Origin of the sequence: Streptomyces sp. NRRL S-337 (genome assembly GCF_000720175.1) — a bacterium.
GTDB classification, from domain to species: Bacteria; Actinomycetota; Actinomycetes; order Streptomycetales; family Streptomycetaceae; genus Streptomyces; species Streptomyces siderophoricus.
Genome location: NZ_JOIX01000021.1, coordinates 77757 through 103579, shown reverse-complemented (window position 1 = coordinate 103579; position 25823 = coordinate 77757). Strand labels below are relative to the sequence as shown.

22 protein-coding genes and 1 pseudogene are annotated in these 25823 nt (G+C 72.4%); 8 read left to right on the top strand and 15 right to left on the bottom strand.

Features of this window, described 5'->3' with window-relative positions; all coding sequences use genetic code 11:
* The 12 genes and pseudogenes from IG62_RS48750 to IG62_RS0117965 all read right to left on the bottom strand — a co-directional run.
* Positions 1-285 (bottom strand): annotated as a pseudogene (locus IG62_RS48750) (hypothetical protein); the annotation flags it as partial.
* A gap of 349 nt (positions 286-634) precedes the next feature.
* Entirely contained in the window at positions 635-1321 is a 687-nt protein-coding gene (locus IG62_RS0118015) for a response regulator (protein ID WP_037838515.1), read from the bottom strand.
* Positions 1314-3026, bottom strand: a complete 1713-nt coding sequence (locus IG62_RS0118010) for a sensor histidine kinase (RefSeq protein ID WP_030803499.1) — start codon at positions 3024-3026, stop codon at positions 1314-1316. Before IG62_RS0118010 ends, IG62_RS0118015 begins: the two co-directional genes overlap by 8 nt.
* Before the next feature lie 124 nt (positions 3027-3150).
* Positions 3151-4416 (bottom strand): alpha/beta fold hydrolase, encoded by a 1266-nt coding sequence (locus IG62_RS0118005; protein ID WP_030803496.1) that lies wholly within the window; start codon positions 4414-4416, stop codon positions 3151-3153.
* Between the two features lie 161 nt (positions 4417-4577).
* Positions 4578-5294: a GntR family transcriptional regulator gene (locus IG62_RS0118000; RefSeq protein WP_051798206.1), complete on the bottom strand. Its 717-nt coding sequence runs from the start codon at positions 5292-5294 to the stop codon at positions 4578-4580.
* A gap of 82 nt (positions 5295-5376) precedes the next feature.
* Complete coding sequence (locus tag IG62_RS0117995; RefSeq protein WP_030803489.1) at positions 5377-6759, bottom strand: aldehyde dehydrogenase family protein; 1383 nt, start codon at positions 6757-6759, stop codon at positions 5377-5379.
* On the bottom strand, positions 6756-7760 hold the full coding sequence (locus IG62_RS0117990) for a proline racemase family protein (RefSeq protein ID WP_030803486.1): 1005 nt from the start codon (positions 7758-7760) through the stop codon (positions 6756-6758). Before IG62_RS0117990 ends, IG62_RS0117995 begins: the two co-directional genes overlap by 4 nt.
* A 13-nt stretch (positions 7761-7773) precedes the next feature.
* Positions 7774-8694 (bottom strand): dihydrodipicolinate synthase family protein, encoded by a 921-nt coding sequence (locus IG62_RS0117985; RefSeq protein ID WP_030803483.1) that lies wholly within the window; start codon positions 8692-8694, stop codon positions 7774-7776.
* A 127-nt stretch (positions 8695-8821) separates the two neighbouring features.
* Positions 8822-10405 carry an NAD(P)/FAD-dependent oxidoreductase gene (locus tag IG62_RS0117980; protein WP_030803480.1) on the bottom strand — a complete coding sequence of 528 codons (1584 nt, stop codon included), beginning with the start codon at positions 10403-10405 and terminating at the stop codon, positions 8822-8824.
* On the bottom strand, positions 10383-10706 hold the full coding sequence (locus IG62_RS0117975) for a (2Fe-2S)-binding protein (RefSeq protein WP_030803477.1): 324 nt from the start codon (positions 10704-10706) through the stop codon (positions 10383-10385). The genes IG62_RS0117980 and IG62_RS0117975 overlap by 23 nt, the downstream gene beginning before the upstream one ends.
* Positions 10707-10763: 57 nt before the next feature.
* Complete coding sequence (locus IG62_RS0117970; protein ID WP_030803474.1) at positions 10764-11924, bottom strand: NAD(P)/FAD-dependent oxidoreductase; 1161 nt, start codon at positions 11922-11924, stop codon at positions 10764-10766.
* A gap of 102 nt (positions 11925-12026) precedes the next feature.
* On the bottom strand, positions 12027-13397 hold the full coding sequence (locus tag IG62_RS0117965; RefSeq protein WP_030803471.1) for an aminopeptidase P family protein: 1371 nt from the start codon (positions 13395-13397) through the stop codon (positions 12027-12029).
* 217 nt (positions 13398-13614) lie between these two features.
* Here IG62_RS0117965 and IG62_RS0117960 point away from each other — a divergent pair, with 217 nt between their 5' ends.
* From IG62_RS0117960 to IG62_RS0117940, 5 genes are all read left to right on the top strand, one after another.
* Positions 13615-15360, top strand: coding sequence for an ABC transporter substrate-binding protein (locus tag IG62_RS0117960; protein WP_030803468.1), 1746 nt, complete (start codon positions 13615-13617; stop codon positions 15358-15360).
* A 164-nt stretch (positions 15361-15524) separates the two neighbouring features.
* The gene (locus tag IG62_RS0117955; protein ID WP_234326595.1) at positions 15525-16331 is read left to right on the top strand and encodes an ABC transporter permease; all 807 of its coding nucleotides are present in this window, start codon (positions 15525-15527) and stop codon (positions 16329-16331) included.
* Positions 16328-17314: an ABC transporter permease gene (locus tag IG62_RS0117950; RefSeq protein WP_030803462.1), complete on the top strand. Its 987-nt coding sequence runs from the start codon at positions 16328-16330 to the stop codon at positions 17312-17314. Before IG62_RS0117955 ends, IG62_RS0117950 begins: the two co-directional genes overlap by 4 nt.
* Positions 17314-18378 (top strand): ABC transporter ATP-binding protein, encoded by a 1065-nt coding sequence (locus tag IG62_RS0117945; protein WP_051798204.1) that lies wholly within the window; start codon positions 17314-17316, stop codon positions 18376-18378. The genes IG62_RS0117950 and IG62_RS0117945 overlap by 1 nt, the downstream gene beginning before the upstream one ends.
* A complete protein-coding gene (locus tag IG62_RS0117940; protein WP_030803457.1) occupies positions 18375-19403 on the top strand; it encodes an ABC transporter ATP-binding protein in 1029 nt (342 codons plus the stop codon). The genes IG62_RS0117945 and IG62_RS0117940 overlap by 4 nt, the downstream gene beginning before the upstream one ends.
* 77 nt (positions 19404-19480) lie before the next feature.
* Here the strand turns inward: IG62_RS0117940 and IG62_RS0117935 are convergent, their stop codons facing one another.
* Entirely contained in the window at positions 19481-20692 is a 1212-nt protein-coding gene (locus IG62_RS0117935) for a M6 family metalloprotease domain-containing protein (RefSeq protein ID WP_030803454.1), read from the bottom strand.
* A gap of 100 nt (positions 20693-20792) precedes the next feature.
* Between IG62_RS0117935 and IG62_RS0117930 the strand changes: the two genes are divergently transcribed.
* Entirely contained in the window at positions 20793-21758 is a 966-nt protein-coding gene (locus IG62_RS0117930) for a LysR family transcriptional regulator (RefSeq protein WP_030803452.1), read from the top strand.
* A gap of 191 nt (positions 21759-21949) precedes the next feature.
* A complete protein-coding gene (locus IG62_RS0117925) occupies positions 21950-24325 on the top strand; it encodes a collagenase (protein ID WP_030803449.1) in 2376 nt (791 codons plus the stop codon).
* Positions 24326-24355: 30 nt separating this feature from the next.
* Here IG62_RS0117925 and IG62_RS0117920 read toward each other — a convergent pair whose 3' ends face one another.
* Positions 24356-24559 (bottom strand): hypothetical protein, encoded by a 204-nt coding sequence (locus IG62_RS0117920; protein ID WP_030803447.1) that lies wholly within the window; start codon positions 24557-24559, stop codon positions 24356-24358.
* Between the two features lie 249 nt (positions 24560-24808).
* Between IG62_RS0117920 and IG62_RS0117915 the strand changes: the two genes are divergently transcribed.
* On the top strand, positions 24809-25291 hold the full coding sequence (locus IG62_RS0117915; RefSeq protein ID WP_158795054.1) for an NUDIX domain-containing protein: 483 nt from the start codon (positions 24809-24811) through the stop codon (positions 25289-25291).
* 53 nt (positions 25292-25344) lie between these two features.
* Here IG62_RS0117915 and IG62_RS0117910 read toward each other — a convergent pair whose 3' ends face one another.
* Positions 25345-25791 carry a hypothetical protein gene (locus tag IG62_RS0117910; RefSeq protein ID WP_063755369.1) on the bottom strand — a complete coding sequence of 149 codons (447 nt, stop codon included), beginning with the start codon at positions 25789-25791 and terminating at the stop codon, positions 25345-25347.
* Positions 25792-25823: the final 32 nt, after the last annotated feature.

Sequence of the window (25823 nt, the reverse complement as noted above, 5' to 3'; positions counted from 1 at the left end):
GAAGAGACCATTTCCCACCTCCCCCGCACCGTCCCAGGAAAACACCACGAACTGCGGCGGCTTCTGACCCGGCGCCAACCGCTCCGGCCTGGACGGCTGATGAGGCTGCTTACCGGTGTACGCGGTCGACCCGTCACCGATCGGCCTGCCCTGCGCCCCCTTCCCCGGCTTGGTCCCGACCTTGCCCGAGGCCGACGACCCGGCGGAGGAACAACCGGCGACCGACAGCGCGGCCGCCGCCCCTGCGCCGAGCCCGAGCATGCCCCTACGGCTGAATTCCCGCATCACTGAACCAATCCCGTTTATTCCCCAGACGCCCCCTATCGGGACGCCCTGTGAGATGAGCTGATCAACGCCGTGGTTCCGTCGGGACAGCGGAAATTCGCAGAGTGGTCAGAGGTCGACAGAGGGTCGTCGAGGGGTCCGCACCTTTACCTCCGCTGCGGGAATGCGGACAAGAATGCGGGCAGGACTGCGGAGGGCAGGAATACGGGGACCCAGGTGGTTCAGTCCCGTCCCGGCGGCCTTTCTCTTGGGCGAGTTCCGCATTGCGGACGGCGGTGTGCTTGCCGCCCCAACACCCGTCGCCTCATGGGCAGTTGCGGAGAGAAAACCAACGGCTCCGGACGAGCGGTCAGCTCATGAGTCCTGCCTGGTGCGCCAGCAGTGCGGCCTGGACGCGACTGTCGCAGCCGGTCTTCTCCAGGATCGACCTGACGTGGGTCTTGACCGTTCCCACGCCGATACCGAGCCGCTTGGCGATCCCCGGGTTCGAGAGCCCCTCGCCCAGCATCACCAGGACCTCGCGCTCCCGGCCGGTCAGGCCCGCCACCCTGCTGTCCGGTTCAGTCGCTCCGCCGCCGCTCAGCATCCGGCGGATGACGGTGCCGGTGACGCCGGGCGAGAGCACCGCGTCCCCCGCGGCCGCCGCCCGTACCGCGCTGATCAGCTCCTGCGGGCCCGTGTCCTTGAGCAGGAAGCCGGTGGCGCCGGACCGTAGTGCGCGGACGACGTTGTCGTCCTCGCCGAAGGTGGTGAGCATGACCACCTGCGGCCTGGGGTCGAGGGCGACCAGCGGTTCGACGGCCGAAAGCCCGTCGAGTACGGGCATGCGGATGTCGAGGAGCACCACGTCGGGCCGGTGCTCTGCGGTGAGCCGGACGGCATCGGCGCCGTTGACGGCCTCGGCCACCACGTCGATGCCGTCGGCGTGCCGGAGGATCAGCCGGATGCCGTGCCGGATCATCTCCTCGTCGTCGGCGAGCAGCACCCGGATCGCCGCGCCCGCCCCGAAGCCCGTGGAGTTGGCCTGGTCAGTCATGTGTCGTGCTCCCAGGGTGGGGTGAGGTCGGCTTTTCGGTCACCATCGGCACGGTGAAACGGTCGATCGCGATCAAGGTGTCGGACCGGAAGCAGTAGCGGACGATCTCCAGTCGGCCGCCCTTGGCCACCCCGGCGCCCCACGGGTAGATGCAGTCGGTCGCGGACGCCGGCCGGGGCGGCTCGCGCCCGGCGGCGGCCGCGCGCACCGCGTCGTCGTCCCCGGCCACCACCCGCTGCACCTGCTCGCGGGTCATGCCCACCCGGGGCTTTTCGGGGCTGTGGTACACCGGGCCGTACGCGCCGACCACCAGCGCGACGCCGAACATCATCATCACGCCCACCCCCGCGAAGCCGAGCAGCCCGGTGACGGCACCGGCGAGGCGCCGTTGGAGGGTGGAGAGGCCGCTGTCGGTCGCGCCGGTGAGGGCCGGCTCGTTCTCGTACTGCTCCACGTCCGCCGTTTCCGCACCGAACCGGGGGTCGGCAGGGATGTCGGCCGCCACGGCGAAGCCGCCGCCCGGCGTGCGGCCCGCCTCCAGGTCACCACCGAGCAGTGTCACCCGCTCCCGCAGCCCGATCAGCCCGCGTCCGGTGCCGAGACCGGTCGTGGCGGCGGGCGGGACCGGCGGCACACCGTTGCGCACCCGCACCTCGACCAGCGCGTCGCCGTGGCGCACGCTCACGGTGACCTGGGCCCCGGCCGCGTACCGGTGGACGTTGGTCAGCGACTCGCGCACCACCCGGTGGACCGCCCGGCGTACCCGGGCCGGCCGCGCATCGAGATCCGGCCCTTCCCAGGAGAACTCGACGGGGATACCGCCGCTGCGCGACTCCGCGATCAGTGCCTCGATGTCCGCACGGGTACCCGTGGCATCCGTCAGCGCGTCGGTTCCGGTGTCCCGGCCCAACGGGCCGAGGACGCCCAGCACTTCGCGCAGTTCCTGCATCGCGTCCCGGCTGGCCTGGCCCACGACGGCGGCCTCGTCCCGCAGCTCGGGCGCGGTCCTGCTCAGCGCCATCTCCAGACCACCCGCGTGCAGGGAGACCAGGCTCAGCCGATGCCCGACCAGATCGTGCATCTCCGCGGCGATCCGCGACCGCTCGCGCACCCGCGCCTCGCTGTCCGCCAGCCGCCGCGCCTCCTCGGCAGCGGCCGTACGCTCCCGCCACGCCCGCAGCAGCCGGTCCTGCTGTCCCGCGCCGGCACCGACCAGGCCGGGCACGATCACCGTGGTCACGGCGAGCACCGCACCCAGCGCAAGACCGAACGACCAGCTGCCGGGCCCCAGCACGGGAGCGGACACGGCGCATGTCGCCATCGCCGAGGCGGCCGCCACCAGCAGAAGAGCGACCGGCCGCCGCGGCGTCTCCCGCTGCCGGGTCGAGGTGTAGGCGGCGACCGCGGTCAGCGGCGCCACGGAAGGCACCACTCCCATCAGCGCCGCCAGCCCCACGACACCGGCCACCGGGAACCGGCGCCGCACCACCACCAGTGCGACGCCGACGAGTCCCAGGGCCACCGCCCCGCCCCTCAGCCTGGCGTCGATCTCCGACTCGGCCTGGTAGGTGAGCAGCACCAGCGCCAGGGCCAGCACCGCCTCGCCCGCCGCCCGCCACAGCCGCCGCCCGTCCTCGCCGGGGCCCGTGAAGGGGCTGCGGGCGGGAGGACGGTTGGGGGAGGCGGACGGTGCGCTGGAGGACATGAGGTCGATTATCGGGGGCCCGGTACGGGGTCCCCTTACTCCCTGGGGGCGACCCGCCCTCTACCGAAAGACAGAGGCTCCGGAAAGACAGCGGCTACGGAGCGAGAGGCCCGAAGGGGTGGCGTCAGGCGCGGCCCGCGGCGAGGTCCATCAGGCGGGCGAGGACCCGGTCGCCGGAGGCGGTGAGCCCGTCGTGTTCCCACTCGTTGGTGACCCAGACCCGGGCGGCGCCGATCTTGCGGGCGGTGTCCAGGGACAGACCCGCGTCCACATACATGTCGTCGTGGTAGACGATCGCGGCGAGCGGGACCCGGTTGGCGGCGAGGCGGTCCGGGTCGTACAGGGGCGGCCAGTCGGTGCGCCGGGCGAGCAGGTCGGCGGCCTGCGCGAAGGGACGCAGACCGCGGATGTCCTCGAACATCCAGCGGTAGATCATCTCGCCGGTGAGCAGCAGCGGGTCCGCGGCCCCGGTGAATTCGGGGAAGGCGGCGAGGGCACGGGAGGCCGCCCAGCCGGTGGGGCCGGCGCCCTGGCCGTACAGGGTTTCCTGGAGGACGGCGTAGAGCGGGTTGTCGGTGAAGCCCGTCAGGTTCATCACCTGGTACAGGAAGGTGTCGGTCGGTTCGCCGGCACCGTCCAGTGCCTCGTCGAGCAGCCAGTGCAGACGCTCGAACCCGTCGCCCATGCCGAGCAGCAGGCCGAGGGTGCGCAGCCGGCGGACGGTGAGCCGGTCCCCGTCGGGCAGGCGGATGTCCTGCGCGGTGAGCAGATCGGCCACCTGACGCAGGCGTCGGGCGTCGTCGGGATAGCGGGCGTAGAACTCGTGGACGCGGTCGCGTACGCGGGGATAGGTGCGGGCGTAGACGTCGTCGGCGGTGGCCGTGAGGCCCGGCAGGCCGCCGGCGACGTAGCAGGCCCGGAGTCCTTCCGGGGCCTGGGAGAGGTAGGTGAGGGTGAGGAAGCCGCCGTAGCTCTGGCCGAGTGTCTCCCAGGGCTCCCCGCCGCACAGCGCGTGGCGGATCAGCTCGGCGTCGGCGACGATCGAGTCCGCCCTGAAGTGGCCGAGATATGCGGCGAGTTGGGCCGGGTCCCGGAAGCGCTCGGCGGCCCGTGCGGTGAGGGGGGTGGAGCGGCCGGTGCCCCGCTGGTCGAGGAGGAGGACGCGGTGCGTGGTCAGCGCGTGGGCCAGCCAGCCGGGCGAGGTGGCCGACGGGCGGGGGGACTTGCCGCCCGGGCCGCCCTGCAGATACAGCAGCCAGGGCAGTTCCTCGTGGGCGCGGGAGCGGTCGGTGATCTCGCGGGCGAAGACGCGTATCGTCTCGCCGCCGGGGGCGGCGTGGTCCAGGGGGACCGTGAAGGTGTGATCGACGGTGGTGTATGCGGGGTTCATGAGCCCTTCCCGGGCGGGTGGGTGAGGTGTGGTCTGACCGGCCTGGGACAGTCTGTGGTCCCGCCGGCGCCGCGGGAACTCCCGCTCGGCCATAACGCCGTGTTGTGCACGGCCCGGCAGGGCCCGGCACCGCCCGGCACGCCCCGGGCGTGGTCCGGTCGTCAGCGGGAGCTCAGGCGGGCGTCCCGGCCGCGCCGGGCGGGGATACGGTCCTGCGCGCCCTGCGCCCACAGGGAGCGCACATGGCCCAGGTGGCGGGCCATGCACTTCTCGGCGGCCTTGGCGTCCCCGGCCACCATCAGGTCGAGGAGTTCGATGTGTTCCTCGGCCGAGGGGAGCAGCTGGTCGCGTTCGTCCAGGGCGGTCAGGCCGTACAGGCGGGAGCGCTTGCGCAGGTCGCCGACGGTCTCCACGAGCCGGTCGTTCCCGGCGAGGGCGAGGAGGGAGAGGTGGAACTGGCGGTCGGCGTCGAGGTAACCGATGAGGTCGTGGTCGCGGGCGGCGCGCACGATCTCCTCGGCGACCGGGCGCAGCGCCTCCAGGTCCTCGCGGGAGGCGCTGCGCGTGATGCGGCCGATCATGGGGACCTCGATGAGGGTGCGGATCTCGGTGTACTGGTCGAGGTCGCGTTCGTTGACCTCGGTGACCCGGAAGCCCTTGTTGCGGACGGGCTCGACCAGGCCTTCGCGGGCCAGGTCGAGCATCGCCTCGCGCACCGGCGTCGCGGAGATGCCGAAGTCCTCCGCGAGGCCGGGCGCCGAGTAGACCTCGCCGGGGCGGAGTTCGCCCGAGATCAGGGCCGCCCGCAGGTGGTGGGCGACCTGGTCGCGCAGGCGCTCCCTGGTGGTGTTGAGGTTGCGCTGCGTGAGGTGGCCCATGTCGTGGTGTTTCCCTTCGTGCCCTGTCCCTCGTGGCCGAGCGGATCACCAGCGTACAATGTCACGTTGTTTTCGCAGGTGGCTACGGGTGTGCGGGAGCGAGGGTGTAGGTGCGGGTCGAGGTGTAGAAGTCCAGGGCGGCGCGGCCCTGTTCGCGCGGTCCGTGGCTGGATGCCTTGGTGCCGCCGAACGGCAGGTGGAAGTCGACGCCGGTGGAAGGCGCATTGATCCGGATCATGCCGGTGTCGAGCCGGTCGAGTCCGTGCAGGGCCGTGTCGAGGGATGCCGTGTGCACCGAGGTGACCAGGCCGTACGGAACGGAGTTGGTCATCCGCACCGCCCGGTCCAGGTTGTCGGCGTGGAGCAGTACGGCGACCGGACCGAAGGTCTCTTCCCGCAGGAGTGGGTGGTCAGGGGGGACGTTCTCCAGCAGGGCCGGTGCCGCGTACCAGCCGTCGCCCCCGGTAGGGGCGGGGGTGGTCACGAGGTCGGGCAGGCCCCGGCGGGCCTCGACGACGCGGTCGCGGGCCTGCTCGTTGATGAGGGGGCCGCAGACGGTGGCGGGGTCGCTGGGGGCGCCCACCGGCAGGGCCCGCAGGTGGGCGGCCAGCGCCTCGCGCAGCGGTGCGAGGGCGGCGCCCACGGCGATCACGCGGCTGGTGGCGGTGCACTTCTGGCCGGCGTACCCGGCGATCGCGGCAGCGATGTGCGCGGCCGCGGTGTCCATGTCGGCGTCCGGCAGGACGATCGCCGCGTTCAGCCCGCCCATCTCCGCCTGTACAGGGACGCCCCGGGCGGTTGCGGTCCCCACGACGGCCCGGCCGACCGCGGTGGACCCGGTGAAGGAGATGACGTCCGCGGACGAGACGACGGCGTCCCCCTCGGTGGCACCGCCGGGCAGCACGGTGAACACCCCGGTGGGCAGGGCCTGTTGGACGATCTCGGCCAGGCGCAGCGCGCAGGCGGTGGCGTCGGGTGCGGGTTTCAGGACGACCACGTTGCCCGCGGCGAGGGCGGGGGCCGCCTTCCAGGTGGGGATGGCGAACGGGAAGTTCCAGGGGGTGATCAGGCCGGCGACGCCGTGCGGACGGCGGCGGGTCAGCAGCAGCCCAGGACCGGCGGCCGTCTCGTGGACGGCACCGGTGGGGTCGTGCGGGGCCTGGGCGTAGTAGCGCCAGATCGCGGCGGTGCGGGCCACCTCGGCGCGGGCTTCGGTGACCGGTTTGCCCACCTCGCGTACGGCGAGCGCGGTCAGTTCGTCCGCGGCCGCCTCGACGGCGGTGGCGATCGCACCGAGGGCGGCCGAGCGGGCGGCCGCGCCGCCGAGCAGCCAGCCGGGCTGTGCGGTGCGGGCGCGTTCGACGGCGTCGGCGGCGGCGAACGCGCCGGGCGAGGCGGTCTCCACGACCACGTCGGAGGGGTCGGCCGGGTTGCGGGAGACAACCGGGGCCAGGGCGGTGCTCACAGGAGGAAACCTCCGGGGAAGGGGTCGTCGGGGTCCAGGAAGTACTGGGCGGTGCCGGTGATCCAGGCCCGCCCGGTGATGCGGGGCACGACGGCGGGCACTCCGCCGATCTCCGTCTCCTCGACGAGCCGCCCGGTGAACCGGGTGCCGATGAAGGACTCGTTGACGAAGTCGCGGTGCAGGGGCAGCGAGCCGCGGGCGTGCAACTGGGCCATCCGCGCACTGGTGCCGGTGCCGCACGGCGAGCGGTCGAACCAGCCCGGGTGGATGGCCATGGCGTGCCGGGAGTGGTGGGCGTCCGCGCCCGGGGCGGCGAGGTAGACGTGTTTGACGCCCGCGATCTCCGGCCGGGTCGGGTGGACCGGCCGGTCGGGCGAGGCGTTGATCGCGTCCATGAGGGCGAGCCCGGCGGCGAGCAGATCGTCCTTGCGGGCCCGGTCGAACGGCAGTCCCAGGGCGTCAAGGTCGACGAAGGCGTAGAAGTTCCCGCCGAAGGCGAGGTCGTACGTCACCGTGCCGTGGCCCGGCACCTCCGCCGTGAGGTCGAGGCCGACGCAGAAGGCGGGCACGTTGGTGAGGGTGACGGCCGTGGCGCGTCCGTCCTCGACCTGCACATCGACGCTGATCAGGCCGGCGGGGGTGTCGAGGCGGACGGTGGTCACGGGCTCGGTGACCTCGACCATGCCGGTCTCGACGAGGACGGTGGCCACGCCGATGGTGCCGTGTCCGCACATCGGCAGGAGGCCCGAGACCTCGATGAACAGCACGCCGTAGTCGGCGTCGGGCCGGGTCGGGGGCTGGAGGATGGCGCCGCTCATGGAGGCGTGGCCCCGCGGCTCGTACATGAGCAGGGTGCGCAGGTGGTCCAGGTGCTCGATGAAGTGCAGCCGACGCTCGGCCATGGTGGTGCCGGGGATCACCCCGACACCGCCGGTGATCACGCGGGTGGGCATGCCTTCGGTGTGTGAGTCGACGGCGTGGAAGACGTGGCGGGTGCGCATGATCTCCTCCCGGTCAGCGGTGGCCGGCGGCGACGGCCTTCTCGGTGGCTGCCCGCACCTCGGCCTCGATGGTGGTGGGCAGCGGAAGCCGCGGCGGCCGGGTGGGACCGCCGGGGCGGCCGACGATGTCCATGGACAGCTTGATGGCCTGCACGAACTCGGTCTTGGAGTCCCAGCGCAGCAGGCTGTGCAGGGACCGGTACAGCGGCAGGGCGGTGTCCAGGTCCTGGGCCACGGCGGCACGGTAGAGCTCGGCGCAGGCGGCGGGGAAGGCGTTGGGGTATCCGGCGATCCAGCCGACGGCGCCGGCCAGTGCGAGCTCCAGGAGCACGTCGTCGGCGCCGATCAACAGGTCCAGTCCGGGGGCGAGTTCGGCCAGTTCGTACGCCCGGCGCACATCGCCGGTGAACTCCTTGACCGCCACGATGCTGCCCTCGTTGTGGAGACGGGCGAGGAGCGCGGGGGTCAGGTCGACCTTGGTGTCGATGGGGTTGTTGTAGCCCACGATCGGCACGCCGGCCCGGGCGACCTCGGCGTAGTGGGCGCGTACGGCGGACTCGTCGGCGCGGAAGGCGTTGGGCGGCAGCAGCAGCACGCTGCCACAGCCCTCTTCGGCGGCCTGCTCGGCCCAGCGGCGCGCCTCGGCGCTGCCGTATGCGGACACTCCGGGCATCACGCGCGCACCGTCACCGGCGGCCGCGACGGCGGTGCGCACCACGCGGGCACGTTCCTCGTCGGTCAGGGTCTGGTACTCGCCCAGGGAGCCGTTGGGTACGACGCCGTCGCAGCCGTTGTCGAGGAGCCAGCGGACGTGTGCGGCGTAGGCGTCGTGGTCGACGGACCGGTCCGCGCGCAGGGGGAGGGCGGTGGCGACCATGATGCCGCGCCAGGGGCGTTCGGCACTCCAGGTCGTGGCGGTGGAGGCGGTGGTCATGAAGGGAGCCCTTCTGTAGGTGGGTTGTTGGTGGGTTGTTGAATGCGGCGAGAGCCGTGGCGTGTGACATTGCATGAGGTGGTGCGGGGTACTCGCAGGTCGCGGGCCGTCGGGCGCGGGGCGTCCCTCAGCCGCCGGTACCTTCCTCCCTGGCGGCGCTTGCCTCCGGATCGCCGGATTCCGACGCGGCCGTTTCGGTGAGGGCGGCGAGCACTTCCAGCCGGACCGGCACCGCCAGCGGCCGCCGCTCGGGAGACGGCGGCAGCGCCTCCCCCGGCCCCTCCGCGGCCAGGCAGGCCACCGCCGCGCCGCACATCCGGCCCTGGCACCAGCCCATGCCTGCGCGGGTGAGGAGTTTGACGGTGCGGGCGTCCCGGGCGCCGAAATCGGTGACCGCCTCGCGGATGCGGCCCGCGCTGACCTCCTCGCAGCGGCACACGTCCGTGGCGTCGTCGAGCCACCGGCTCCACCCGGCGCCGGGTGCGTGTGCCGCGGCCATCACGGAGGCGAAGGCGCGCATCCGGTCGCGCCGCCGGCCCAGGGCACGGGCCCGAGCACTGCCGGCGGGCGCGGGCCGCCCGCCCAGCCGGGCCGCGATCGCGAGGCCCGCCAACTCACCTTCCACACAGGCGAGTTGAGCGCCGCCGATGCCGCCCGTCTCGCCCGCCGCCCAGATGCCGGGTACCGAGGTCTCCTGCTGCGCGTCGAGATCGAGGACGTGACTGCCGTCCTGGGCGCGGCGGGTGGTACAGCCCAGGCCGGTGGCGAGTTCGAGCTGCGGGACGAGGCCGAAGCCGACCGCCAGGGCGTCGCAGACGATCCGGCGGCCGGACCCCCGTACGGGCCGCCAGTCGCGGTCGAGCCGGGAGACCGTGACGGCCTCCACCCGGTCGGACCCGTGCACCTGGGTCACCGCGCTGCGGGTGCGCAGCCGCACCCCGTGCCGCAGCAGCGCCGTGCCGTGCATCGCCGCCTCCACCATCTTGTGTGCGTTGACGGCGAGAGTGCGCGGGTGGCGGGCGTAGCCGAGGTAACCGGATGCCTCGACCACCGCCGGGACACGGGCCCCCGCCTTCGCGAGCGAGGCGGCGACGGCCAGCAGCAACGGACCACTGCCCGCCACCACGACCCTTCCCCCAGCTCTCGACGTCGCGCCGGCAGAGGAGACCCGTCCCCCAGCTCTCGGCTTCGCTCCAGCGGGAGAGACCCCATTCCCGGGCAGCACCAGGCCGGACTTCAGCATCGCCTGCGCTCCCCCGGCGCCCACCACGCCCGGCAAGGTCCAGCCCGGGAACGGCAGTTGACGCTCGTACGCGCCGGTCGCGAGCAGTACCGCACGGGCCCGCACCCGGACCGGGCGCTCCCCGTCGCCGTCCGCTCCGGTGACGGCGTGCACGTCCCAGCGGCCCCCCGTCTCCGCGCGGACGACGGTCCAGACGTGGTGACCGGCGAGAAGGGTCACGCTGCTGTCGGCCAGCCGGCGGCGCAGGCCGGTGAAGGTGGACCAGTCGTGGTGCAGGGCCTCGGGGCGGGTGGCGCCGAGGGCCGGGGCGGGGTGCCGGTAGAACTGCCCGCCCGGCTGGGCGGAGGTGTCCAACAACGCGACGGACAGGCCGAGTTCGGCGGCGGTGACGGCACCGGCGAGGCCCGCGGCGCCGGCCCCGATCACCGCGAGGTCGTACTCCGGGTCATCGGTCGCCGAGTTCGGCATGGCCGTGTCCCTCCTGGGTCGTGACGGCGTCGCCGGGCCGCGCCGGGACCAGGCAGGCCCGGCGGTTGGGTTCCCCGTTGACGGTGGCGAGGCAGTCGAAACAGTGCCCGATGCCGCAGAAGGCGCCGCGCGGCCGGCCGCCGACGCGGGTGGTGCGCCAGGCGAGGATGCCGGCGGCCCACAGCACGGCGGCCAGGGACTGGCCGGGCAGCGCGACGATCGGGCGGCCGTCGAAGGTGATCTCGAACGTGGCGTCGGGCACCGCGCCGACCAGCTCGGCGGGGCTGCGGTCACGCGCCATGACACGACTCCTTTCGCAGGGGGTCGGTACGGGGTCGGCCCAGGGCCGGGGCGGCGGTCATCCCGCCTCTCCCCCGCCGAACCGGTCAGGTCTGAACGGGCTGATGTCCAGCGGGAGTTCGCCGTCAGCCAGGGTCTCCGCGATGATCCGTCCGGTGGCCGGGGCGAGGCCGATGCCCGCTCCTTCATGGCCGCAGGCGTGCAGCAGCCCCGGCCTTCGTGGGTCGGGCCCGATCGCGGGCAGGTGGTCGGGCAGATAGGGGCGGAAGCCCGCGTACGTCCGCACGGCCCGCATCGTGGCGAGGGCCGGGAAGAGCCGTACCGCCTGTCCGGCGAGGCGGCGCAGCACCTCCACGGACGGCGAGCGGTCGTACCCGACCCGCTCCCGGCTCGCGCCGATCAGGACCGGGCCCGCCGGGGTGCCCTCGACGACGGCGGAGGTCTGCAGGGCCGCCGAGTCACTGGCGACGTCGGCGACGTAGTCCGCGGCGTACACCTTGCGCCGCACCAGGCGCGGCAGCGGCTCGGTGACCAGCACGAAGCCGCGCCGGGGCAGCACCGGAAGATCCACGCCGGCGAGCCGGGCCAGCTCGCCGCCCCAGGTCCCCGCCGCGTTCACGACGTAGGGAGCATGGAGGTCACCGGAGGGCGTCCGCACGCCCCGCACCTCGCCGTGGGCGCCGGTGAGGATCTCGGTGACCTCCTCGCCGAGCCGGAGGCTCACCCGGTCGCCGGCCGCGCGCAACAGGTGGGCGGCGGCGAGGGCGGGCTGCACCTGGGCGTCCTGCGGATAGTGGACGCCGCCGGCGAGGCCGGGGGCGAGGTGCGGCTCAAGGTCACCGAGCCGCCCGCCGGGCACCACTTCCGCGGTGACCCCGGCCGCCGTCTGCCGTGCGGCGAATTCCCGCAGCGCGGCCAGGCCCTTCTCATCGGAGGCGACGACGAGGCCGCCCTTGGCCTCGTACTCGATCCGCGACGGCAGCACCTCGGCCAGTTCGCGCCACAGCTGCGTGGAGTGCAGGGCGAGTTCGAGCTCGGGGCCGGGTTCCTTGTCGGAGACCAGGAGGTTGCCTTCGCCGGCACCGGTGGTGCCGCCGGCGACGGAGCCGCGGTCGAGCACGGTGACCTGCAGGCCGCGCCGGGCCGCATAGTAGGCGCAGGCGGCGCCGACCACGCCCGCCCCGACGACGAGGAGATCCGGAGAGTTTCTCGTGGGCACGTCAGTAATATTTCACATTGCACCCGCGTTGCCAAGGGATCTCCCGGCTCCGCGCCAATTCCCTTGCCGGCGGCCCGGAAACACCCCAGGTGGCAGGTGGGCTCAGCCCTCCATCAGCTCACCCATCCACGCCTCCACCGCCTCCGGCGTCCGCGGCAGGGCGCCCGACATCAGCCGCGCTCCGTCCGCCGTGATCACCAGGTCGTCCTCGATCCGTACGCCGATGCCGCGCAGGTCCGGCGGGAGCGTCACGTCGTCCGGCTGGAGGTACAGCCCCGGCTCGACCGTCAGCACCTGACCTTCCGCCAGCACCCCGTCCAGATAGGCGTCGGCCCGTGCCTGGGCGCAGTCGTGCACGTCGAGACCGAGCATGTGCCCGCTGCTGCAGAGGGTGTAGCGGCGGTGGAAGTCACCTTCCGGATCCTTCAGGACACCCCATTCGGTGAGCCCCTCCGCGATCACCCGCATCGCCGCGCGGTGGAAGTCGCGGAACCGCGCACCCGGCCTCAGCGCGGCGATGCCCGCCTCCTGGGCCGCGAGCACCAGGTCGTACACCTGCCGCTGCACCGGGGAGAAGCGTCCGGAGAGCGGCAGGGTGCGGGTGATGTCGGCGGTGTAGAGGGTGTCGGTCTCCACACCGGCGTCCAGGAGCAGCAACTGGCGGGCGTCCAGCGGGCCGTCGTTGCGTATCCAGTGCAGGACGCAGGCATGGGCACCGGCGGCCGCGATGGTCTCGTAGCCCGTGCCGTTGCCCTCGGCGCGGGCCCGGAGCCCGAAGACGCCCTCGATCCAGCGCTCGCCGCGCGGGTGGGCGAGGGCGCGCGGCAGGCTGCGGACGACGTCCTCGAACCCGGCGGTCGTGTGGTCGACGGCGAGCTGCAGCTGCTCGACCTCCCAGGCGTCCTTGACGAGCCGCAACTCGCTGAGGACCGAGGCCAGTTGGGGGTCCGCGGCGGCGTTCCGGCCCGGGGGCAGGGCATCGAGGTCGTCCAGGTGGACGCAGCGGATGCCGGTCATGCGCTCGGCCTCGGCGAGGTCGGGGCGGCGGCCGACCCAGAACTCGCCGTAACGCCGGTCCCGGTAGAAGCCGCTGTCGGTGCGCGGTGAGCGGGGTCGGACGTAGAGGACCGCTTCGTGCCGGTGCGGTCCGTCCGGCTCCAGGACCAGGACGTGCCCCGCCTGGTCCTCGCCGGTCAGGCCGGTGAGCCAGGCGTAGGCGCTGTGCGGCCGGAAGCGGTGGTCGCAGTCGTTGGACCGGACGGTGAGCGCACCGGCGGGGACGATCAGCCGCTCGCCGGGGAAGTGGGCGGAGAGGCGCTGCCGGCGGGCGGGGGTGACGTCGGCGGCGGGCAGCCGGAGGGCGTCCGGCAGCGGCGTCGCCGCCCAGCCGCTCGCCAGGAACCGCTCCAGCTCCGGCGTGACGGGCAGGTCATGGCTGACGGTGCGCGGGGCGGTGGGAACAGCTTCCGTCATGGGTTCTCCTCCTCGGTTGCGGTGCGGTCGCGGTGCGGGTCGCCGAGCGGGTTGCAGAAGCGGGTTGAGGGCAAATGTGCCGTTGCCGGCGGCAGTTCGCTCGGGCACAGCTGGGTAACGGGGCGATCGACACCTTGTCAGTGCAATTTCACATTACTATGTTACGGGTCACATTCCAGCCTGACGGCTGTCCGACTGTTCTCGGAGTGACCACTTGATGAACAAGCGCACCCGTACCGCTGCGGTCTCCCTGGCGGCGGCCCTCGCCCTCGGCACGGCCGGCTGTGCCGGCGGCAAGGACTCCGCGGACGGCAGGAGCCGCGGCAAGAACCCCGCCCTGGTCAACCAGGGCAAGGTCGTCGGCGGCACCCCGAAGCGGGGCGGCACCCTCACCGTGCTGTCCAACCAGGACTTCACCCACCTCGACCCGGCCCGCAACTGGGTCATGAACGACATGGACTTCGGGACCCGCCTGCTCTACCGCACCCTGGTGACCTACCGGGCGGCGCCCGGCCCCGCGGGCGGCACCCTCGTCCCCGACCTCGCCACCGACCTCGGCACCCCCTCCCACGGCGCGAAGACCTGGACCTTCCATCTCAAGAAGGGCGTCAGATACGAGGACGGCACACCCGTCACCGCGCAGGACATCAAGTACAACGTGGAGCGGTCCTTCTCCCCCGACCTGCCCGGCGGCGCCGACTACGCGGCCCGCTACCTCGCCGGCGCCAAGGGGTACCAGGGCCCCGCGGACGGCCGGCACCTCGCCTCCGTCAAGACACCGGACGACCACACCATCGTCTTCGAACTGCGCAAGCCCTTCGCGGAGTTCCCCGACGTCACCGTCATGCCGACCTTCACGCCCGTCCCCCGGGCCCGGGACGACGGCCCGCGCTACGACAACCGGCCGTTCTCCTCGGGACCGTACAAGATCGAGTCGTACGGACGGGGCAAGCGGCTCGTCCTGGTCCGCAATCCGCACTGGGACGCGAAGACCGACCCGGTGCGCAAGGCGTACCCGGACCGGGTGGTGGTGGAGATGGGCCTGAAGGCCAACCAGATCGACGACCGGCTCATCGCCGATCAGGGCCCGGACGCCTCCGCCGTCCCCTGGTACGCACTGCGCCCGGAGAGCGCGGCCAAGGTGCTGCCGCACGCCGACGTCCGAGCGCGCCTGCTGGCGGAGTCGACGAACTGCACGGACATGGTCCAGATGCACACCGGGCGGAAGCCCTTCACCGATGTGCGGGTGCGGCAGGCGGTGCAGTACGCCCTCGACAAGGACTCGCTGCTGACCGCGTCCGGCGGCCCGGCCTTCAACGACCTGTCCACCGCCTACATGCCGGCCGCACTCTTCGGCGGCAAGCAGCCCGACACCGCCAAGGTCCCTGCCGGCGGAGACGTCGCCAAGGCCAAGCAGCTGCTGAAGGAGGCGGGCAAGCCGGACGGCTTCTCGACGGAGATCACCGTGTCCTCCGGCGACAAGGGACGTGCCGAGGCCATCCAGCAGTCCCTGGCCAAGGCCGGCATCAAGGTCGCCATCAACACCGTCGACCCGTCCGCGTTCTACGCCACCATCGGCGACACCAAGAACCGCACCGATCTGGTCTTCACCGGATGGTGCCCCGACTACCCCTCCGGCTCGACGTTCCTCCCGTTCGTCTTCGACGGCCGGTACATCAAGGAGAAGGGCAACTCCGGCAACCACTCGCTCTTCCGCGACCGGCCGACCATGCGGCGGATGGACGAGATCGCCGCGATGACCGACGCCCGGCAGGCCGACCGGGCATGGCGGCAACTCGACGGGGAGATCCTCAAGAAGGCCCCCGCCGTCCCGGTCCTGGTGCGCCGCTGGCCCCTGGTGCTCGGCGGCAACATCGCGGGCGCCTACGGCCAGACCTCCTTCGGCGGCCAGCTGGACTACGCCTCCGTCGGCCTCAAAGACCCCGCCAAGAGCCGGACTTGAGGAGGAGCAAGCCCATCATGTCCTCCCCCGCACCCGAGCCGCTCGCCCCGGAGGCGGCCACCCCGTCCGCCGCGCCCGGCCGCCCCGGGCAGCTGGTCCGCCGCGAACTGCGCCGCCGGGCCTCCGTGAAGATCTCCCTCGCCGTCATCGGGCTGTTCCTGTTCATGGCGGCCGCGGCCCCGCTGCTGAGCGCGCTCGGCGGCTGGTCGCCCGATGCCTTCGACAAGTCCGCCGTCGATCCGTACCTCGGCGGCACGCCCCTCGGGCCGCTCGGCGGGATCTCCGCCGACCACTGGCTGGGCGTCGAACCGGTCACCGGACGTGACCTGTTCGCCCGGGTCGTGCACGGCGCCCAGGTCTCCCTGCTCATCGCCCTCACCGCCACCGCGATCGTCGTCCTCACCGGGACCGCGGCCGGGATCGCGGCCGGCTACTTCGGCGGCCGTACCGACGCCCTGCTCTCCCGCCTGATGGACCTCACCATGTCCTTTCCGTCCCTCATCTTCATGATCGCGATGATGTCGGTGGCCAAGGACGTCAACCGGATCCTGCTGATGACGGCCGTCATCGGCCTCTTCGGCTGGCCCGGCATCGCCCGCGTGGTGCGCGGCCAGACCCTCTCCCTCAAACACCGCGAGTACGTCGACGCCGCCCGCGTCGGCGGCTCCGGCCCCTGGCGGATCCTCACCCGCGACGTCCTCCCGGGCGTCGCCGGGCCCGTCATCGCGTACACCACCCTCCTCATTCCCGGAATGATCGCCACCGAGGCGGCCCTGAGCTACCTGGGCGTCGGGGTGCGGCCGCCCACCCCCTCCTGGGGCCAGATGATCGCCGAGAGCGTCTCCTTCTACGACACGGACCCCATGTACTTCGTCATCCCGAGCGCCTGCCTGTTCCTGACCGTCCTCGCGTTCACGCTGCTCGGCGACGCCCTGCGCGACGTCCTCGACCCGAGGGGAAGCCGCACATGATCCGCTACACGCTGCGGCGCCTGGTGGCCGTCGTCGGAGTGCTGATCGCCGTCGCCGCGGTCACCTTCACCATCTTCTACGTCCTGCCCTCCGACCCGGCCGCCGCGGCCTGCGGCAAGTCGTGCAGCGCCGAGCGGCTGGAGGCGATCCGGGCGCACATGGGGCTCGACGAGCCCGTGTGGCGGCAGTTCTGGGACTTCGTCTCCGGGATCTTCACCGGCCGCACGATGGGCAGCGGCCGGTACACCCTGCACTGCCACTTCCCGTGCCTGGGCTACTCGTACGAGAACAGCGAGGCCGTCTGGGACCTCCTCGTGGACCGGCTGCCGGTGTCCGCGTCCCTCGCCGTCGGTGCGGCCGTGCTGTGGCTGGTGCTCGGGCTGAGCGCCGGGGTGGTCGCGGCCCTCCGCAAGGACACGCTCGTCGACCGCGCCCTGATGGTGGGGGCGGTCGGCGCCGCCTCGCTGCCCGTCTACTTCACCTCGATGATGCTGATCTACGGCCTCATCCGGGTGGCCGGCCTGCTGCCGTATCCGCGCTACGTCTCCCTCGCCGAGGACCCCGGGCACTGGGCGTCGAACCTGCTGCTGCCCTGGCTGGCCCTCGCCCTCCTGTACGCGGCCATGTACGCACGCCAGAGCCGCAGTTCGATGATCGAGACGATGGCGGAGCCGTACATCCGCACGGCCCGCGCCAAGGGCCTGCCGCGCCGCACCGTCGTCGTCAAGCACGGCTTGCGGGCCGGGATGACGCCCCTCCTCACCCTCTTCGGCATGGACCTGGGCGGGCTGCTCGCCGGCGCGGTGATCACCGAGTCGCTCTTCGGCCTCCCGGGCATCGGACGGCTCTTCTACGGCGCCCTGACCACCGGTGACCAGCCGGTGATCCTCGGGGTGACGCTGCTCGCCGCCACTTTCATCGTCGTCGCCAACCTGGCCGTCGACCTCCTGTACGCCGTCGTCGACCCCCGAGTGAGGCTGTGATGGCCACCGCCACCGAACCCCTGCTGGCCGTGCGGGACTTGGCGGTGACGTTCGCCACCCCGCACGGCCCCGTACACGCCGTCGACTCCCTGTCCTTCGACGTCCACCGCGGCCGCACCCTCGGCATCGTCGGCGAGTCCGGCTCCGGCAAGTCGGTCACCTCGATGGCCGTGCTGGGCCTGCACACCGCGGCCGAGGTCAGCGGTTCGATCGCCCTGGAGGGCCGGGAGCTGGTCGGTCTCTCCGAGCGCGAGCTGAGCCGGCTCCGCGGCCGCCGGATGGCGATGGTCTTCCAGGACCCGCTCTCCAGCCTCCACCCCTACTACACGGTCGGCGAGCAGCTGGCCGAGCACCACCGGGTGCACTTCGGCTCGCGCCGCGCCGCCGCCCGACGGCGGGCCGTGGAGATGCTCGCCGAGGTCGGGATCCCGGAGCCGACGCGCCGGGCGGGCGAGTACCCGCACCAGTTCTCCGGTGGCATGCGGCAGCGGGTGATGATCGCCATGGCCCTGGTCTGTGAACCCGACCTGCTCATCGCGGACGAGCCCACGACCGCTCTGGACGTCACCGTCCAGGCCCAGATCCTGGAGCTGCTCGCCCGGCTCCAGCAGGAGCGCTCGCTCGCCGTCGTCCTGATCACCCATGACCTCGGGGTGGTGGCCCGCGTCGCCCACGAGGTCCTGGTCATGTACGGCGGCCGGGCGGCCGAACAGGCGCCGGTGGAGGCCCTGTTCGCCACCCCGGCCCATCCCTACACACGCGGCCTGCTCGATTCCCTCCCCCGGCTCGACGACGCCGACGATGCCCCGTTGCGCGCGATTCCCGGCAGCCCGCCCTCGCTGCTGACCCCCACACCCGGCTGTGCGTTCGCGCCCCGCTGCCCGCGGGCGGCGGCGGCCGACTGGGCCGATCGGGAGCGGTGCACTCGTCGCCGGCCCCGGCTGGTCGCCTCCGGCGGGCACGCGGTCGCCTGCCATCTGCCGCTCGGCCCGGCCACCGCACCCGGCGTCCCGGGAGACCCGCGGTCCGAGGGCCCGGACCAGATCCGAAAGGTCACACCATGACGACGCCCCGTACGTCCCCGCCCCCGGCCGCCGCCGGCTCCCCGTCCCGGGGCACGGCCCCGCTGCTGTCCGTACACGAGGTGACCCGGACCTTCCCCGGCAAGCGGGGCCGTACCGCGCCGGTCCGGGCCGTCGACGGCGTCAGCTTCGAGGTGGCCGCGGGCGAAACCCTCGGTCTGGTCGGGGAGTCGGGCTGCGGGAAGTCCACCACCGGCCGGATGATCGTGCGGCTCCTGGAGCCGACGAGCGGCTCGATCAGCTTCGACGGCCGCGACATCAGCCACCTCGGCCAGCGGGAGCTGCACCCGCTGCGCCGCCACCTCCAGATGGTCTTCCAGGACCCGCACGCCTCCCTCAACCCGCGTCAGACCGTGGCCAGGATCATCGCCGAACCCCTTCTGGCGCAGGGCAGTTCGGCGGTCGACGCCCGCCGCCGGGCCGCCGATCTGATGCAGCTGGTCGGGCTCATCCCCGAGCACCTCGACCGGTATCCGCACGAGTTCTCCGGCGGTCAGGCCCAACGGGTCGGCATCGCCCGGGCGCTGGCCACCGGCCCGCGCCTGGTCGTCGCGGACGAACCGGTCTCGGCGCTCGACGTCTCCGTGCAGGCGCAGATCGTCAACCTGATGGAGCGCCTCCAGCGCGAACTGGGTCTCGCCTACCTCTTCATCGCGCACGACCTGTCCGTGGTCAAACGGGTCTGCGACCGGGTCGCCGTGATGTACCTGGGCCGCATCGTCGAGATCGGCCCGAAGGAACGGGTCTACACGGCTCCCGCACACCCCTACACCCGGGCGCTGCTGTCCGCCGTACCGCTGCCCGATCCGGTCGCCGAACGGGCCCGGGAGCGCATCACCCTGCTCGGCGACCCTCCGAGCCCCGCGGCGCCCCCGCCCGGCTGTACCTTCCACCCGCGCTGCCCCAAGGCACAGCCCGTCTGCCGGACCGAGGCCCCGGTCCTGAGCGGAGCGGAGCAGTCCGGGGCCGGTCGCCAGGTCGCCTGTCACTTCCCCGAAGCGGTCTGACCGCCCCCGCACACGGCTGTGCCCCGGCGCCCACCTGGGCGCCGGAGCACAGTCAACTGGCTTTTCCCCAGGGTGGCTTATGACTTGGTGATGCGCACCGTGTCGCCGTAGGTGCCGGCCTCCAGCACGTCGATCCGCACCCCCGCGGCCGCGTCGGTGAACGACTCCCCGGCTCCGTACGGCGCGTCGTCCAAGGGCCGGCAGCCCTGCGCCGGGGTGGCGTCGGGCCTGGCGTCCATGACCTGCACGGGGCCCTTGCCGGTCTCGACGGAGGAGTCGACCTTGTAGACGAGCGCACCGGTCGCGCACAGGCCGGTGTCCGCGCGGGCCGCCCGCCGGGACTCCACCACGTAGGCCGACGTCGGGCCGGTGCGGATGACGGCCATCTTCGTGCCGCTGCCGTACTCGACAGCGGTGAGCCGGACGGTGTCGCTGCCCGCCGAGGCCCGGCAGACGACCTGGCGGTCGGCGGTCCAGCCGAGCTTCCACGACTCCCAGGCGAAGTACTGCGGTCCGGCCCCGCTGATCAGACCCATGACGTCCCAGCCGCCCACGAAACGGTGCGTGTCATTGCCCGGGTCGAAGGCGTACAGATCGGGCAGCCCGAAGGTGTGCGCGGTCTCGTGGCCGACCAGTTTGGGCCCCCAGTGCCACATGTCCTGCCCGAAGGTGACGGCCCATTTGATGCGCTTCCCGTCGGCGACGACGCCCGCCGTGCCCGGCTCGTACACATAGGTGGGGGTGAAGGAGATGGCGGAGGCGTTCCTCGTCGGGACGACGTACACCATGTCGTAAGCGGAGAAGTCCACGTCGGGGTCGGCGGCGGCTACGGCGTCCTTGATGTACGCCTCGTGCGCCTCGTGGCTGAGGCCGCGAGCGAAGCCGTAGTCGGTGGAGTTGCGGGGCATCCGTACCCAGTGCCGGTGCGGGGAGATGGCGAGCCACGCCTTGCCGTACGACGCCTGCCACAGCCAGTCCGCGCCGGGCGTGATCCGGGCCGCGTCGTCGGCCGGGGACTCGGTGGCGGGGGCGTCCGGGAAGTCCACGAAGATCATGCCGACCTTGCGGGTCCCGGAGGGGCGCTGGAACACGGAGTGGTCGGTGTCATGGCCTTCGTCCGTCCATCCGGTGGCGCCCGGCAGCGCGCAGTCGGTGGCGCGGTCCGCCGGCTTGGGCACATGGGACGCCTCGGCGTGCGGGGCTCCGGTGAGGGGGAGGAGGAGCCCGGCGAGTGCCGCCGCGAGCAGCGGTGCGGGTCGGCGGCGGGCGGGGTGCAACGCCTTCGTCATCGTGGACCTTTCCATGGGGGGTGCAGTGTGAGATGTCACATGAGACTGAGGGCTGACGCACCCTGTCGGGAACCTCCCGTCGGTCCATAACATCCGCGCCATGGATCTGGAGATACGGCATCTGCGGGTGGTGTGCGCGATCGCCGAGGCCGGCAGCCTCACCCGGGCCGCCGCGTCGCTCGGGATGACCCAGCCTGGCCTCAGCGCCCAGCTGCGGCGCATCGAAACCCTCCTGGGCGGCGCGCTGTTCGACCGCCGGCGGGCGGGCTCCGCGCCCACCCCGCTGGGCGATCTGGTGCTGGCCCACGCCCGCGCCATCCTGCCCGGCGTCGACCAGCTCCTCGCCGACACCGACCGGGCCGCGCGGCGCGCCGCCGCGCCCGCCCGCCTCCGGGTCGGCTCGGTGGGCGCCCCGCTGCTCGGCCATCTGCTACTGGCCGTGCGGGAGTTGCTGCCCGATGCCGAGGTGACCGCCCGCTGCCGGTACGCGCCCGGGCCGCTACTGGACGACCTCTGCGCCGGCCGTCTGGAGGCCACCGTCCTCGGTGACCACCCCGGCCAGGAGCCGCCGCCCCGCGACGGCGTGCTGCTGCACCCGCTCGTCACGGAGCCCGTCTTCGCTCTGCTGCCCGCCAGCCACCGCCTGGCGGGCCGGGAGGAGGTGAGCCTGTCCGAGCTCGCCGGGGAGGACTGGGCCGCGCCCCGCCCGGACAGCGACCGCACCCGCGAGTACTGGTCCTCGGTCTTCGCACTGACCGACCGTCAGCCCCGGGCACCCTACGAGGCGGAGGGGCGGCAGCTGATCGAGATCGTCCGGGCCGGCCTGGCGGTGAGCCTCTGTCAGGCCACCTTCATCGAGGTACCGGGGGTGGCGGTGCGCCCGCTGGCCGGCAACCCCTTGTGGTACCGGCATGTGCTGGCCTGGCACCGCGACGGCCCGCTCGCCCGGCACGGCGAGGCGGTCCTGCGGCGGGTGCGCGAGGGCTACTTGCGCGACTGTGCCGACAGCCCGGCGTACGCGCGCTGGCGGCTACGGCACCCGGACGCGGCACGTCCCCTGGTCTGAACCAAGGGGCAGCGCAAGGGATTTCCCTGAAATGCACTCCGACAAAGGGCTTGTCAGTGCAATTTCACATTATTACGTTACGCATCACATGGCGTGCACCTGCCTGTCAGTCGGCACCTGTACGGCAGCCAGGGCCCCGAACCCCGCGGACCCGGCGCGCACGCTTCACCGCCCCCACACAGGAGAGCTTCGTGTTCCCTTCAAGAACCCTTCGCAGATCCCTGCTCACGGCCGCGACAGCGGTGACGCTCTGCGTCACGGCGGCCGGCACCGGATACCCGGTCAGCCCCTCCTCCGCTCCGCGCGCAACCACCGCGGCCCCGCACCCGGCCGCCTTCGCCGGCCCGACGGCTGCCACGCCCACACCGCACGACAGGGTCGACCGCCTGGCCAAGGCGCCCACGTCCCCGGCCCTGCGGATACCGGGCCCCGGCGGGCTCAGCAACGGCCGCATCCCCGGCACCCACACGCCCAAGGCCAGGGCAAAGGCAAAGGCCCTCACACCGCACGCGACGATCGGCAAGACCGCCGTCCCGTGCACCCTCGACGGCATCACGGGCCTGTCCCCACAACAGTTCACCGAGTTCCTCGCCGCCCCCGAGGTCAGCGCCGACGGCTGTCTGCGCACCCTGATCTGGAACTGGGACCAGCGCCTCGCGCCCGTCATGTCGAAGGACCACATCCAGGCCGTCGCGCACCGCATCGGCCAACTCGCCGCCGCGCACGACGGCCGGAACGGCACCCACCTGCTGGAGATGTTCACCTACCTCCACGCGGTCGCGTACCTGGGCTTCTCCCACCGGGAGGTCGACCTCACCGACCCGGCGACCCTGGACGCCATGCGCGGGGCCGTCGACGCCTTCGGCTCGGCCGCTCACACCTTCGATGTGACCCGCAGCAACGCCGAGACGCTCCGCGAGGCCCTCAACGCGGCCAGCGCCAAGGGCCTGCGCCAGTACCAGCTCCCGCTGGTCAAGCGGGTTCTCGCCACCATGGGCCCGGACCACCCGGACACCGCCAAGGACTCCTCCTGGGGCGGCGCCGCCCTCGCCGCCCTGTCCGTTCACTACCTCGGCGTCTACCCGGGCAACCAGGACACCGCCTTCCGCGACGCGGTCGTGGCCGACCCGTCCTACCGCGCCACCTTCAAGGCCTTCGCCACCTACACCCACCTCAAGAACACGGGCAACGCCTGGGTGGTACGCGACGCGGTCGGCGAGTACGCCCGCACCGGGCAGATCGACCGGCTGCACGACGAAATCGTCGCCGGCCTCGGCCCGCTCCTGGGCACCACCGCCCGCAACTTCGGTGCGTACAGCGCCCCTTGGGCCAAGGTGGCCACCTGGCTGATCGAATTCGACGCCTGCGCGCCGTACAAGGTCTGCCGTGCGGACATCGAGAAGCACCTCTTCCCGCAGACCTACAGGTACGGCAAGGACGGGACGGACGGCATCACGGTCCGCACCGCCCTCGACCGCGGCACCGTCGACCAGCTCTACTACGCCAGCAAGCAGGTCAAGACGCAGTTCCACCGGGTGATCGGCACCGAGGAGCCGCTGGCGGGTGACACCAACTCCACCCTGCACATCGTCCTGTACGCCTCCCGCGCCGACTACGAGAACTTCCAGCCGCTGCTGACCGGCCTGAGCACCAGCAACGGCGGCATGTACATCGAGCAGGGCGCGACCTTCTACACCTACCAGCGCCGCGTCCCGCAGGACTCCACGCTCACCCTGGAGGAGCTCTTCCGGCACGAGTACACGCACTACCTCAACGGCCGCTGGGCGGTGCCCGGGACGTTCGGCCAGGGTCCTTGGTACGAGGGCGACCGGACCACGGCGATGGACGAAGGCACCGCCGAGTTCTTCGACGGCGGCACCCGTGACGACGGCATCAAGGTCCGCAAGTCACTGGTGAGGGGCATCATCGCCGACACCGCGAACGGCGGCCCGCGCATGACCGTCGACCAGCTCCTGCACGCCACGTACGACGGGGACGGCTTCCGCTTCTACAACTACGCGGGCACGTTCTTCGAGTTCCTGTGGGCCGAACACCCCTCCCTGCTCAAGGAGATGTACCGGAACCTGCGGGCCGACGACCCCGCGGCCTTCGACGCCTGGCGCGCCCGCCTCGGCAAGGACCAAGGACTCCAGCGGGAGTACGACGCCTTCCTCGACACCAACATCGCCCACGTCGACGACCTCTTCGTCCCCGACACCAAGCACGTCCCGCTCGCCAAGCTGACCGACCGCACGCCCAACCAGATCCGCTCGTCCTTCGCCAAGAGCACCTACAGCAACCCCGACGAGTGCCACGCCTCCGGGTCGAAGGACCGTCCGCGGTTCACCTGCAACGGCCGCATCACGGCGAACCTCGGCGACGCCGGCAACGCCGACCGGGTCTTCAAGGACATGTCCGAGACCGTCGACTTCTTCCTACTGGACCGGGCCACCCACGGCGACAACAACCTCACCGACATGAACTGCTCCTTCGGCGAGGTCGACATCTGGTCCAACGGCCGCGCCGGCACGTCCCACTTCCGCTGCGAAGGCCCCCTGCGCAGCTGACCGGCCGAAGCCGACCTCGTTCCGCAGTGCTCAGCGCCCCTCTTCCGGCGCCGACCGCCGGTCGGCGACACGATGCCGGTCGGCACCGTCACCGGTACGGGCCTCGGTACGACGCCCGCGTGCCAGGTAGTCCCGGACGATCAACTCGACCGCGTCCTGGGGACTCCTGGTACCGGCCAACAGCATCACCTCGATCGCCAGATCGCTGTCCAGACTGACGGTGATCTTCGCCATGGCACCCCCTGAAAGGCTCTCTGCGGCAGCCTACCCACGACCGGTGACCCACGGGCCGGCCATGGGTGGGCTGCCGCATCCGAATCCGCAGAAACGGCCTTGGAAGTCTGCGTCAGAAGGGGGCGGTAGCGTGCGGGTGAAGGTGACGACGAGTCTCTTTCCCGGGCGGACGAAGCTTCGTTGCTCGTCGGTGCCCGCCTGAGCGGTCGGGACAGGACATGCCGGAACGACAGGAAGGTGACCACCACCGTGCCCCAGCCCCCGAGCCCCACCATCCGCACCTCTGCCAAGGCCGTCGTCCTCCACGAGGACCATGTCCTCCTGACCCGCGCTCACTGGCGAGATCAGGAGTACTACTTCCTGCCGGGAGGAGGCCAGCGCCCCGGTGAGAGTTTCGGTGACGCGGTCCGCCGCGAGGTGCACGAAGAAACCGGCCTGACCGTGACGGTCGACCGCCTGTTGTGGCTGCGCGAATACATCGGCGCCCACCACGGTGAGCCGGACGACGGATCCGAGACCCACCGCATCGAAGCGATCTTCCTCTGCATCCCCACCGGCGATCCCCATCAACTCGGTGGCCACTCCCAGGACGCCACGCAGATCGGCCTGGAATGGGTCCCGCTGCGGAAAGTCCCCGCCACCGAGCTGCTGCCGCGGGCCATCCGGCAGCCCCTCGCAGACCTGTCTCGCACCCCTTTGGCCCCCGACGCCTACCTCGGCGACGTGGCCTGACCGTGCACACGGCCGGTGGCCGATCGATCGATGCCGGTAGTGGCGGACGGCCGTCATGAGCAGGGACCGCTTGCCTGCGCGGGGGCGGCGGCCGGCAGTGACAATGAGAGGGGTGAGCGGCGCGGGCTCGGTGCGGGCGGAAGGGGACCGCACCGCCACCAGGCGACGAGCCAGCCGGCCTCGATGACGGCGTCCAGCGCATGACTGCGGCGCACCGTGCCCCTCGGCACGTAGACCAGGTCGACGGCGAGCAGGGTCAGAGCCGTGCCGAGGCCGAGACGGCGTGCCTGGGCCAGGCATTCGGGCGCCGGGCAGGCCCGGAGCTGGCTCCAGCCGCAGGCGACCAGTAGCCCCGACACCGTTCTGACCAGCCAGTCCTGCTCCTGTTTCCTCCTCCGCGGCCCGAAGTGGCGCTCGAAGCCGCGCAGGCACAGCAGAGCCCACGCGCCGCCGCCTGCGTTGAACAGGCCTTGGGCACGCGCGACGAGCATCGGGTTCACGAGGGGCCCTCACGTGCCAGGTGGTGCTGCCC

Excerpts from the sequence above, each read along its gene's own strand:
- IG62_RS0118000 (WP_051798206.1), bottom strand. The coding sequence starts at position 5,294 with ATGGGCCACCTCACGCAGCGCAACCTCAACACCACCAGGGAGCGCCTG.
- IG62_RS0117950 (WP_030803462.1), top strand. The coding sequence starts at position 16,328 with ATGATCCGCTACACGCTGCGGCGCCTGGTGGCCGTCGTCGGAGTGCTG.
- IG62_RS0117990 (WP_030803486.1), bottom strand. The coding sequence starts at position 7,760 with ATGCGCACCCGCCACGTCTTCCACGCCGTCGACTCACACACCGAAGGC.
- IG62_RS0117985 (WP_030803483.1), bottom strand. The coding sequence starts at position 8,694 with ATGACCACCGCCTCCACCGCCACGACCTGGAGTGCCGAACGCCCCTGG.
- IG62_RS0118005 (WP_030803496.1), bottom strand. The coding sequence starts at position 4,416 with ATGAACCCCGCATACACCACCGTCGATCACACCTTCACGGTCCCCCTG.
- IG62_RS0117945 (WP_051798204.1), top strand. The coding sequence starts at position 17,314 with ATGGCCACCGCCACCGAACCCCTGCTGGCCGTGCGGGACTTGGCGGTG.
- IG62_RS0117920 (WP_030803447.1), bottom strand. The coding sequence starts at position 24,559 with ATGGCGAAGATCACCGTCAGTCTGGACAGCGATCTGGCGATCGAGGTG.
- IG62_RS0117940 (WP_030803457.1), top strand. The coding sequence starts at position 18,375 with ATGACGACGCCCCGTACGTCCCCGCCCCCGGCCGCCGCCGGCTCCCCG.
- IG62_RS0118015 (WP_037838515.1), bottom strand. The coding sequence starts at position 1,321 with ATGACTGACCAGGCCAACTCCACGGGCTTCGGGGCGGGCGCGGCGATC.
- IG62_RS0117960 (WP_030803468.1), top strand. The coding sequence starts at position 13,615 with ATGAACAAGCGCACCCGTACCGCTGCGGTCTCCCTGGCGGCGGCCCTC.
- IG62_RS0117930 (WP_030803452.1), top strand. The coding sequence starts at position 20,793 with ATGGATCTGGAGATACGGCATCTGCGGGTGGTGTGCGCGATCGCCGAG.
- IG62_RS0117975 (WP_030803477.1), bottom strand. The coding sequence starts at position 10,706 with ATGGCGCGTGACCGCAGCCCCGCCGAGCTGGTCGGCGCGGTGCCCGAC.
- IG62_RS0117980 (WP_030803480.1), bottom strand. The coding sequence starts at position 10,405 with ATGCCGAACTCGGCGACCGATGACCCGGAGTACGACCTCGCGGTGATC.
- IG62_RS0117935 (WP_030803454.1), bottom strand. The coding sequence starts at position 20,692 with ATGACGAAGGCGTTGCACCCCGCCCGCCGCCGACCCGCACCGCTGCTC.
- IG62_RS0118010 (WP_030803499.1), bottom strand. The coding sequence starts at position 3,026 with ATGTCCTCCAGCGCACCGTCCGCCTCCCCCAACCGTCCTCCCGCCCGC.
- IG62_RS0117965 (WP_030803471.1), bottom strand. The coding sequence starts at position 13,397 with ATGACGGAAGCTGTTCCCACCGCCCCGCGCACCGTCAGCCATGACCTG.
- IG62_RS0117955 (WP_234326595.1), top strand. The coding sequence starts at position 15,525 with ATGGCGGCCGCGGCCCCGCTGCTGAGCGCGCTCGGCGGCTGGTCGCCC.